We start from the raw sequence: 10,493 nt of genomic DNA on the forward strand, positions 1-10,493 counted from the left end.
CTGATTTCCTTCGCCGCGCTGCGCGAATTCGTGACGCTGACGCATACGCGCCGCAGCGACCATTGGGTGCTGCTCGGCATGTTCGGCATCATCATCCCGTTTCAGTACTGGCTGGTGTGGACCGCCTGGTACGGGCTCTTCGTCATCTTCATTCCGGTCTACTGCTTCCTCTTGATGCCGGCCATCACGGCGCTGCATGGCGACACCGAACGCTTCCTCGAGCGGATCGCCGCGCAGCAATGGGCGGTGATGATCTCGGTCTATTGCGTCAGCCACGTCCCCGCCCTGCTGACACTCGACGTGCCAGGCTTCGAAGGCCGCACCTTGCTGCTGATCGCCTTCCTGATCATCGTCGTGCAAGGCAGCGACGTGCTGCAGTACATCTTCGGCAAGCTGTTTGGTAAACACCGGTTTTCGCCGAACGTCTCGCCGTCGAAAACCTGGGAAGGGCTGATCGGCGGATTGGTGTCGGCGAGCCTGCTCGGCGCGCTGTTGTCGTTCGTGACGCCCTTCTCGGCGCTGCAGGCGGCAGGCGTGGCCTTCGTCGCCTGCTCGATGGGATTCCTAGGCGGGCTGGTCGCCTCGGCCATCAAGCGCGACCAGGGCGTCAAGGACTGGGGCCATCTCATCGAAGGCCATGGCGGCATGATGGACCGCACCGACAGCCTGGTCTTCGCCGCCCCGGTGTTCTTCCACATCGTGCGCTATTTCTGGACTGTGTGATCCGGCGACCGGTTGCCAAAGGCGCTCAAAGCCGGTTGCGGATCAGCATGGTGACGACGAAGAACGCACCGACCGAGCTGGTGATGATGCCGATCGGCAGTTCCTGCGGCGGCAGCAGCGTTCGGGCCAGAAGATCGCTGGCCAGCAAAAGCACCGCGCCGAAGACGGCGCAGCTGGCAACCAGGCGCAGATGCAAGGGGCCTGCCAGCGGCCGCGACAGATGCGGGATCATCAGCCCGACGAAGCCGATGACCCCGGCGACAGAGACCAGGATCGCCGTCGAGAAGGCGGCGACGAGAAACGTCATTCGGCGCATGCGCGCCACTGGCACGCCAAGGCTTTCGGCGGCGTTTTCGCCGGCCAGGAAGGCATCGAGCCGGCGGTGGTTCCACAGCGCGTAAGCCAGAATGGTGCCCGCACCCAGCGCGCCGAGCCAGATATTGTCCCAGCGCGCCAGGCCAAGGCCGCCCATCGTCCAGAACAACACGGAGTGGGCGGCGCGCTGGTCGCCGGCAAAGACCAGGTAGTTGGTCAAGGCGGTGAACATGAAGGACACGGCAAGGCCGGCGAGGATCAGCCGCTCCGGCCCTTGGCCCCTCACCCGCGCGACCAGCAGCAGGACGACGCCGGCGGCCAATATGCCGCCGGTGAAGGCCGCGACCGGCAACGTCCAGATGCCAAAGCTGTCGCCGAAGACGGTGATGACGGAAACGGCACCGGCGGCGGCGCCCGACGACAGGCCGAACAGGAACGGATCGGCGAGATCGTTGCGGGTCACTGTCTGCAGCAGCGCGCCGACGACGCCGAGGCCCGCGCCGACGCAGATGGCCAGGATCGTGCGCGGCAGCCGCAGATCGACGACGATCTTGCCGACCGGCCCGGACACGTCGTGCCCGCCTAAGCCGATTGCGCGGCCAAGCGCTGCTACAACGTCGGCCAGCGGGATCAGCGTCGAGCCATAGGCGATCGACAGCAGAGCGAGAGCGGCGATCGCCGCCGCTCCCGCCAGCATGGCCAACGCAAATGCCGGATGGCGCAAGCTCAAAATGCTTCCGGGTGCATGGCCTTGGCGATCTTGTCGATCGCTTCGATGTTGGCGGGTCCAGGCGTCAGCTCGGCGTAGCGGAGGGCGACGAAGCGCTCGTTCTTGACCGCGTCTGTCTCCTTCATGGCCGGATGCGCTTTCAGGAAATCGAGCAGCTTCCTGTAGCCGCCACCGTCCTGGTAATCGAGCAGGATGAGGAATTGCGGATTGCGCGACGCCACCGTTTCCCAATCCGTGTTGCCCCAGCTGGTGTCCATGTCAGCCATGATGTTGTCGCCGCCGGCGGCAGTGATCATGGCGCTGGGGATGGCGAACTTGCCTGCGGTGAACGGCTTGTCCTCGCCGGAATCGTAGAGGAACACCCGCGTGCCCTTGGCGCTGCCGACCTTGGCGGTGATGTCGGCGAGCTGCGCCTTCCAGCCAGAGACAAGCTTTTCAGCCTCGGCCTCCTTGCCGAAGATCTTGCCCAGCTTTTCGACGTCGCCATAGAGCAGGTCCATCGAGGCGGCGGGGCGGCTCTTGTCGAGATGGACGCAGCTTTCCGTCAGAACCAGCGTCTTGATGCCGTGCGGGGCAAGCGTGTCGGGCGTCACCTCGCCACCCGGCTTCATGCCGTAGTACCAGCCGGCGAAGAAGAAATCCGGCTCCACGGCCACGAGGTTTTCGAGCGTCGGATATTTCGGCGCCAGCTCCGGGATCGAACCCTGCTCTGCCTTGAATTCGGAACCGACCTTGTACCATCCGGTGATGCCCGTCAGGCCGACCATTGACGGCTGCAATTTCAGCGCGAAAGCCATCTCAGCCATGTTCAGATCGTGGATGACAGCGCGCTTCGGCGGCGCGTCGAAGGTCAGCGGCTTGCCGCAGCTGTCGACGGTTACCGGGAAGGCGAAGGCGGTCGAGGTCAGCAGCGAGACGGCAAGCGAAAAAGCGAGGCGTTTCACGGGTATGCTCCTTGTGGGTGGGATCGGGTCGACTATGGAACGGCTTCAATCACGACGGCGGCGCGGCACGGTTCGGAACCTCGAACACCGTCAACTCTCGATCCTCGGTTGGATGGCGCAGGCGCAGCACATCGATGCCGAAAATCTCGCGGATCAGCTGTTGGGCCAGCGCTTCGCGCGGTGCGGCGAGCGCTTGCAGACGGGCATGGTTCATCACCGCCACCCTGGTGGCGAAGGGTGCTACCAGCGCCAGATCGTGCAGCACCGCGATCACCGTCATCTCAAAGCCTGCCACGAGGTCGAGCAGTTCGCCGCGGGCGCGCGGGTCCAGATGGTTGGTCGGTTCGTCGAGGAACAGGATTTTGGGCTGCTGGGCGATGGCGCGCGCCAGTTGGGCGCGCTGGCGCTCGCCGCCCGACAGCGAGCCGACGGTGCGGCCAAGCAGCGGCAGCAGGCCGGTCCGGCGCAGCGCCTCGACGGCGATATCGCGTTCCTCGCGCCTGCGCCGCAGCCCGGCGTGCGGGACCCGGCCAAGCTCGACATAATCGATCACCGCCAGCCGCGGATCGGGCTGGTCGGTCTGGCCGACAACGGCGATATGCAGCGCCCGCTCGGCGGCCGAAATCCTGTCCAGCCCGCGTCCGCCAAGCTTCACCTCGCCGGAACTTGGCCGCAGCATGCCCGACAGCATGCGCAGCAGCGTCGTCTTGCCGGCGCCGTTGGGACCGATGATGGCAAGGCGATCGCCAGCGGCCACCGAGAAGCTGACCGCCTGGACCAGATTCCGCCCATTCGCCATGGCACAGAGGTCATGGGCTTCGAGAAGCGCTGCGCTCATCGGCTGCAGCCCGCCGGATTGCGGGGACGGCAAAGTGTGAGCATGGTGATGCGATGATCGATGGAGCCGTCCAACTTTCCGTCACTTTCCAAAACTGGCGACGGAAGGAAGCTGGCGAACCGGCCGACAAGGCCGGGATTCGCGTTTCCTCCCGGCACACCCCGTCCGGTCAACTCAGTGATGGCAGGTCTCCTGGCTCGCGGGTCGTTGCGCCATCCTGCCTTCCCAGCCTTGCCGGCCAGTGGCATTCACGGATTTTGCTCGCCGCTTACAGTTGCGGGGGCAGCCACGGCCTCGACCTGAACAGGCCTCACCGTGTTCCCTTTTCACCCCTCGCCTTTCGGCTCGGGGACCATCACCACTTCAGCGTAGATTTCCACCAAACGCTTCGCAATGGATTTCTCGGACGAAGTGGTGGGCCAGCTAAGGGAAACAGGCATTGCACGCTCACTTTATGTAATAACATAACATTCTTAGGAGATGACGCGGCCCGCTGTCAAGCGAAAGCCCATGGGATCGGCGCAGATTGCACGGAATGCGCAATTTCGATCAAACTGGCCGCGCCAGGAAACGCCAAGATGATCCGGCCAATGCGAAAAGGAGCCCCATGAACCCGACCGAGAAAGCGCTGTGGTTCGTCGAGAGCCATCTGCCGGAGGCGATCTCGCTTGACGATGTCGCGCAAAGCAGCGGCGTGTCGCGTTTTCATGTGACGCGCGCCTTCGGCGCCGCAACCGGCCGCTCGGTGATGGGTTACATGCGCTCACGCCGGCTGACCGAGGCGGCGCGCAAGCTGGCCGGCGGAGCGCCCGACATCCTCGTCGTCGCGCTCGACGCCGGCTACAACTCGCATGAGGCGTTCACCCGTGCCTTCCGCGATCAGTTCGGCACCACGCCGGAACTGGTGCGCGCGCAAGGCTCGACCAACAACCTCGACCTCGTGGAGCCGATCCTGATGGACCAGTCCTTCCTCACCAATCTCGAACCACCGCGCTTCGAGACCAGCCGGCCGTTCCTGATCGCCGGCCTCGGCGAACGCTACAGCTGCGAAACCAGCGCCGGGATTCCGATGCAGTGGCAGCGTTTTGCACCCTATATCGGCAACATCCCCGGCGAGATCTCAGGCGTTTTCTACGGCGTCTGCCTTAACGGCGATGACGCGGGCAATTTCGACTATGTCGTCGGCGTCGAAGTGTCCGGCTTTGCGGATCTGCCGAAGGACTTCTATCGGGTGCGGGTGCCGGCGCAGAAATATGCGGTGTTCTCGCACCGCGAGCACATCTCATCCATCCGCCGGACGATCAACACGATCTGGAACAGTTGGCTGCCCGACTCCGGTCACGAAATCGCGGATGCACCGGAATTCGAGCGCTATGGACCGGAGTTCGATGCCCACAGCGGCAATGGCGGGCTGGAGATCTGGGTACCGGTGAAGGCGTAGCTCGATCACGCCATCGGCAGCGCCGGCCAGCGATCGATGACCTTTCCGCCGGAAAACACGGCGATCGACCCGAATTGCTGCAGCACGGCCTCGCTCTGCGTCGGCCTTAGAAACGCGTAGTCGCCTGGCCTTGCGGCCGCATCGGCGGGCAAGCCCATGAATTGCTGGTTGGAGGACAGGCCGAGCAGGCCGTTCGTCTTCATGCCTTGGGGGAAGACCGGCTCGGCCATCCACTTGCCGCCATAGAGATAGCAGCCCTTGCGCGGAAACCGGCCGAGCGCCTGCAGCAGGCGGGTGACGGCCGGCGGGCCAGGCAGCATCGGCTCGACCACTTTCAGGATCGGCGTGGCAATGAAGGCCGCCGGCTGGAAGCCTTCTAGGCCTGGCGTATCGAAGTCGCTGGGCAGCACGAAGGCCGAGCCCATCGACACTTCATTGGCCGCGCCGCCACGATGAAGCAGCGCGGTCTTGCTGCCGCCGATGTTGAGGATACGGCGCTGGTCGGCGCCGAGACAGGCGACGAACGCCGCAGCCTGCGCCGACGCCTCCGCCAATGCCTTTGCCGGTCCGCCGAAAAGGCCGGGAATGAGCGGCGCATGCGCCTCGTAGGCCATGACGCCTTCGCAATGCAGCCGGGCCGGCAACGCGCTCAACGCCTTCGACAAGGCCGCGGGATCAGCAAAGCCGCCGCGATGCAGCCCGACATCGATCTCGAAAGCGATGCGCAGGCCGATGCCGAGTTCGTCAGCGAGAGCACCGTATTCCGCCAGTCTCTCCTCGCTGTCGATCAGCCAGCAGACACGCGACCAGTCGGCATCACCCTTCACCAGCGCAGCCCTTGCCGCACCGATCGGCATCGGCTTGCCGTAGAGCAGATCGGCATCCGGAAACGCCTTCAGCACCGCCTCGCTGATCGGCGGGTGGAAGGTCATGAAGCGCTCATGGCGAAGCGCCTTGCCTATATGCGCAAGCAGCGGCAGGCAGGCGAGCGATTTGTCGACCAGCCGCACGGCCAGGCCGGGATCCAGCCTCCCTTTTACCAGGGCAATGTTTCCGTCCAGCCGATCGCGGTCGAGCAGCAGGCAGGGTCGGAAGATGCCGGCGGTCTTCAGCGCATCCGAGAGGGTGGAAAAATAGGTGCTCATCATTCGATGCCGAACAGGCCGGCCATGTAGGGCGACACGAAGCGGTTTTCCGGATCGATGTCGCGGCGCGCCGCCATGGCATCGTCCCAGCGCGGGTAGAGCTTTTTCAGCTCCGCCGCTTTCAGGCTGTGCATCTTGCCCCAATGCGGCCGGCCGCCATATCTGCGGAAGATCGGCTCTGCCGCCCGCATGAACGGCAAAGGATCGTTCGCGGCGTCATGGTGGATGGCGATGGAGCAGGTCAGCCTGTTGTAGAATGGCGAAAGCCAGAACTGGTCCGGCGCGACCGAGCGCACCTCCATCGGGAAATAGACCTCGGGAAAGCGCTTCTCGGTCAGCTCGATGATCTCGGCCAGCGCCTTCGGCCCTTCCTCGAACGGCAAATGATATTCCATCTCGTTGAACTTGGTCTGCCGGTCGCTGGCATAGACGTTGAGCCAGTCCTGCACGTAGTCCTCGGCGGGAAATTTGGCGGCCGCCGATCGGATCAGGCGGCCACGCAGCGATGGCAGCCAGGCAAGTGAAGTGCGCAGCCTGCGCAGTGTCCTCAAACCCGCCTCGTCCTCTTCCGGCGGCCGCGTGGTGGGTGCGGCATCGCTGAAATCGCTGGCGATGAACTGCGCATAGCCGGAAAACGGAATGTAGTAGAATTCGGCCGAGCGATGCGCGGCCATCATCGCCTCGAAATCACGCAGCATCTCGGTGATCGGCAGCACATATTTGCGGCGGCGCAACCGGTAGGTCGCGATGTTGTTCAGCGTCACTTCGGTGAGCACGCCGAAAGCGCCGAGCGCAACACCGATGGCGTGGATCATGTCCCGATCCCCTGCCCGCTTGAAGTCGCGGACCTTGCCAAGGCCGTCGACGATCTGCACCGTCTCCAGCTGCGTGTGATAGGCGCCGAGCGTCGGCCCAGAGCCGTGCGTGGCTGTGCCCAGCGCGCCGCCGATCGCCTGGCGGTCGATATCGCCCATGTTGGGCAGGCCCTGGCCAATTCCTTGCAGGATGTGCATGAGCGGGCCGAGCCGGGTCCCTGCCCGCACCCGCGCCTGATGTTTTTGCGCGTCGTGCGAGACCAGCCCTTCCAGTCTCTCCAGGGACAGGATCGTGCCCTGCGATTTCACCAGCGGTGTGAAGGAATGACCGGCGCCGGCAACGCGCACCGGGCCGGGCGCGGTCCGGACGAGATCACCGAGTTCACCGGCATCGCCGGGGCTGGCGATCAGCTTGGGCTCGGCACTTACGAAGCCCGACCAGTTGCTCCAAGTGTTCGACATGGCGCTCCCCGCTCAGGCAACCGCACGACGGCGACGTGACACAAGAACGAAGAGACCGAGCAGCGCCACGCTTGCCACCGCGCTGGCGGCGGCGAATTCCGGCACCGGCCGGAAATCCTTGCCATCGATGAGCAGCGACGCCGCAATCGGCCCGATCGCCAGGCCGAACAGCTGGGCTGCCGGCACCAGCAGCACAGCGGTGCGCGTCTCGTCGGCGGTGATCGCCAGACGGATCTGGTAGGGCACGATGAACAGCAGGATAAAGCCCATGGCCAGGGCAGCGACCCAGAACGTCGTCAGGCCGGGGCTGCTGGCAAGAACCAGGGAACTGACAAGCGCCACGACGCCGATCGCCGCGATGGCAAGGCGATAATCGATGCGCGCCTCGAACGCGGTCGCCGTCATCGCCCCCAGGACCTGCACCGCGAGGCTGGCCGAGACGATCAGGCCGACGGTGCGGCCATCGATGCCGTATTGCGCGCCTAGCGGCTCCAGAAAAGCCCAGACCGCGCCGAAGAACATGAAGTAGCAGAAGACCGACAGCAGCGCGGTCATCGAGGGAACCGTCAGCACATTGGCCAGATTCTCTTCCTTGGGCAGGTCGGCATAGTCACCGGGCACGGTGAAAGCGACCGCCAGCGACACGACGCAGACGACGGCAAGAACGATGAAGCCACCCGCCGACCCTGCGGCCGGGATGACATAGAGCGCCAGCAACAGGGCGAGCGCGCATTGCGCCAGCGTCTGCATGGTGACGAAATAGCCGCCGATGCGCTCGGCACGCCGCGAGCGGGCGATCAGTTCGGTGGCGATGGCGACCAGACCGCCCTCGGCGAGCCCGGCAAGGGCGCGGGCCGCAATCAGCATGTTGGCGCTCGCGGCATAGGCCGTCCACACATTGGCCAGCGCCAGCAGCAGCAGAAGGACGGCACTTTTCCAGCGCATATTGTGGGCCGAAAGCAGCATCGCCACGACGGCCGAACCGATGGCAATGGCGATCATCTCGGCGGTGGCGACCAGCGCCAGTTCGTCGCCGCTGACATGGCCTTCGGTGTAGAGAGCTCCGAGCAGCACCGGCTGCAGGCCGAGGATGAGCAGGCCGACCGAACCGATCCACAGGGCCGAGGCGAGCTGCCAGCCGGTCGGATTGCCGACCAGCCAGTCGCCACTGCCTGCGTGGCCGATATCTGTCGAAGCCAAAGGCGCCTCCCCAACGTCCTTGCCGCGCGGCAAAAAAGCTGACAACCTGTCAGTATTTCAGAAACTGATACTTGATCATATTTCTTGTCAACCGGAATCTAAAAACCGTGCGAAAGATCGGTGCATGACGGAATTGAAGAGAATGGCGACCGAGCCGAGGCGCAAGCCCAAGCAGGAACGCAGCCGCGAGCGCATCGACGCGATCCTGTCGACGACCATGCGGCTGATCGGGGAAAAGGGTATCGACGCCGTCACTATGAAGGAGGTCGGCATGCTGGCGGGCGGGCCAATCGCCACCGTCTACCACTACTTTCCCAACAAATCGGCGATCCTGGCGATGCTCTATGAGCGGTTTTCAGAGGTCAGCCGGGCACGGCTGACGACGATCATCGCCGAAATCCACGAGGCGAAAGATGTCATCGTGGCCGCTGACCGGCTGCTCGATGATTATCTCAGCCGTGTCGCCGGCGATCCGGCCATCCAGGATCTGCAGAACGCCATCCAGGCCGACAAGGCGCTCAAGAACCTCGACCTCGCCGAAACGCGGCACCAAGCCAAAATGTTCTGCGACCATGTCATCGCCTTGCTGGAGCCCGAGAGGCGCGAGCAGTTCGAACGCATGGTTCTGCTGATCTTCCAGCTCGCCGGCGGCGTGGTGCGCCTGGCGCTTGCCGAGGGCGAAGCGGAAAGCCGCCGGACCATCGAGGATTACCGGTCTATCATTCACACGCAGCTGCGGCTGTTCCTCTAGAGCCGCGCCTATTTCGCCCGATGGACGAGGCCTTCGAAGCCGTGTGTCAGATCCGAAGCGCCGGCCGCGAACATCTTGACGAGATTTTGCGGACGGCCGGGAGTCTTGTTCGCATCGAGGAGGATGGCCCTGCCCTCATGCATGACGAAATCGAATTTTCCATAGTCGAAGCCGAGTTCACGCCGGCGCTCACGCAGTTCGTCGGGCACCGGGACGGGCTCGCGCCGGATCGTCTCCGATGCCTTGACCAGGCCGTTCGGGGAGACGTAGCGGGTGCAGCGCTCTCGCTCTCCGCAAAACACCCAGAAACGAACAGCAAAACCGTCGGGTTCTCTCTCCGGAATGAACTTTTCCACGACGAGATCGTCGCAATCAAAGACGCCGTCTGGAACGTCGCCGAGAGATCCGTGGATCTCATAGGGGTGCAAGATTGGCAAATGCGGAAACGGCGGCTGTTTGCCCGCGCGCTCGGATCGCCGGTTGAGGAGCGTCTCCGGGATTCCCCGATTGTTGAGATTGCTTTTGACGATCACCTGACCTTGCCAGCTGTCGGTTTTGTCGATCAATGCACCACTGATCCGCCGTTTGGATATGTCGGCGGCGCCGATGTTGAGGCAGAATGCAAAACACCGGGCATAGTCGACATAGTCCGTTGGCGTCACCGTGGCATCGACATGCAATACCGCCATATCGGCGCTGACCGGCTTCGACAGGCCTTGCTGAACCCGAACCGAATGGCCGCGCCTTTTCAATTCCGCAAGAATGTCGAACAGCATGTATGGGCTGCTCCTGCGCAGCAGAATATCGCGCCTGCCCAGGAACCTGTCATGCTCATGCGTTATCACGGCGATACGCGCCACTATCCACCTCCTGGACTGTCTGTAGATGCCTTGAAATGTCTTGGCTTGTCCAACGACCTCTATTAAGCCCCGGTGATATCCAAAATCCAGGCGTGCAGGGGGCCAATGGAATTGCATGACAAATCATTGGGACGATTACCACCGCCATTGGAAACTTCTGGAAGCGCCGCTCCGGCCGACAGCGGAAACCGTCGCTATATTCGATCGCGAACTTGATCTCGGAAATGCCGATGTCCTTCTCTTGGGGGTTACCCCGGAATTGGCAGTTC

Annotated in this window: 10 protein-coding genes and 1 riboswitch; of the genes, 3 read left to right on the forward strand and 7 right to left on the reverse strand. The window is 63.7% G+C overall.

Features of this window, described 5'->3' with window-relative positions:
• Positions 1-723: phosphatidate cytidylyltransferase (locus tag EN879_RS11515; protein WP_127274063.1), on the forward strand; the 723-nt coding region annotated here is incomplete at its 5' end.
• Positions 724-748: 25 nt separating this feature from the next.
• Here EN879_RS11515 and EN879_RS11520 read toward each other — a convergent pair.
• From EN879_RS11520 to EN879_RS11530, 3 genes are read right to left on the reverse strand one after another with little or no spacing between them, the layout of a single operon-like run.
• Entirely contained in the window at positions 749-1,735 is a 987-nt protein-coding gene (locus EN879_RS11520; protein ID WP_081714386.1) for an iron ABC transporter permease, read from the reverse strand.
• Positions 1,736-1,764: 29 nt separating this feature from the next.
• Complete coding sequence (locus EN879_RS11525; RefSeq protein WP_063167714.1) at positions 1,765-2,712, reverse strand: ABC transporter substrate-binding protein; 948 nt, start codon at positions 2,710-2,712, stop codon at positions 1,765-1,767.
• A 49-nt stretch (positions 2,713-2,761) separates the two neighbouring features.
• Positions 2,762-3,550 (reverse strand): ABC transporter ATP-binding protein, encoded by a 789-nt coding sequence (locus EN879_RS11530; protein WP_013532381.1) that lies wholly within the window; start codon positions 3,548-3,550, stop codon positions 2,762-2,764.
• Positions 3,551-3,714: 164 nt separating this feature from the next.
• A riboswitch (cobalamin riboswitch) is annotated at positions 3,715-3,922 on the reverse strand.
• Positions 3,923-4,157: 235 nt separating this feature from the next.
• Between EN879_RS11530 and EN879_RS11535 the strand changes: the two genes are divergently transcribed.
• A complete protein-coding gene (locus EN879_RS11535; RefSeq protein ID WP_063170197.1) occupies positions 4,158-4,991 on the forward strand; it encodes an AraC family transcriptional regulator in 834 nt (277 codons plus the stop codon).
• A 5-nt stretch (positions 4,992-4,996) separates the two neighbouring features.
• On the opposite strand, the gene EN879_RS11540 is transcribed toward EN879_RS11535, so the two are convergent.
• The 3 genes from EN879_RS11540 to EN879_RS11550 are packed head-to-tail and all read right to left on the reverse strand — an operon-like array spanning position 4,997 to position 8,613.
• Positions 4,997-6,136, reverse strand: coding sequence for an alanine racemase (locus tag EN879_RS11540; protein WP_063167713.1), 1,140 nt, complete (start codon positions 6,134-6,136; stop codon positions 4,997-4,999).
• Positions 6,136-7,413: a D-arabinono-1,4-lactone oxidase gene (locus tag EN879_RS11545; RefSeq protein ID WP_024504859.1), complete on the reverse strand. Its 1,278-nt coding sequence runs from the start codon at positions 7,411-7,413 to the stop codon at positions 6,136-6,138. The genes EN879_RS11540 and EN879_RS11545 overlap by 1 nt, the downstream gene beginning before the upstream one ends.
• Positions 7,414-7,425: 12 nt before the next feature.
• Positions 7,426-8,613: an MFS transporter gene (locus tag EN879_RS11550; RefSeq protein WP_063170196.1), complete on the reverse strand. Its 1,188-nt coding sequence runs from the start codon at positions 8,611-8,613 to the stop codon at positions 7,426-7,428.
• A gap of 124 nt (positions 8,614-8,737) precedes the next feature.
• On the opposite strand from EN879_RS11550, the gene EN879_RS11555 reads away from it, so the two are divergent.
• Complete coding sequence (locus EN879_RS11555; protein WP_027163205.1) at positions 8,738-9,364, forward strand: TetR/AcrR family transcriptional regulator; 627 nt, start codon at positions 8,738-8,740, stop codon at positions 9,362-9,364.
• Between the two features lie 8 nt (positions 9,365-9,372).
• Here EN879_RS11555 and EN879_RS11560 read toward each other — a convergent pair whose 3' ends face one another.
• Positions 9,373-10,224 carry a hypothetical protein gene (locus tag EN879_RS11560; protein WP_063167712.1) on the reverse strand — a complete coding sequence of 284 codons (852 nt, stop codon included), beginning with the start codon at positions 10,222-10,224 and terminating at the stop codon, positions 9,373-9,375.
• Between the last annotated feature and the right edge of the window lie 269 nt (positions 10,225-10,493).

Origin of the sequence: Mesorhizobium sp. M7A.F.Ca.AU.002.02.1.1 (assembly GCF_003998535.1) — a bacterium.
Classification (GTDB): Bacteria; Pseudomonadota; Alphaproteobacteria; order Rhizobiales; family Rhizobiaceae; genus Mesorhizobium; species Mesorhizobium ciceri.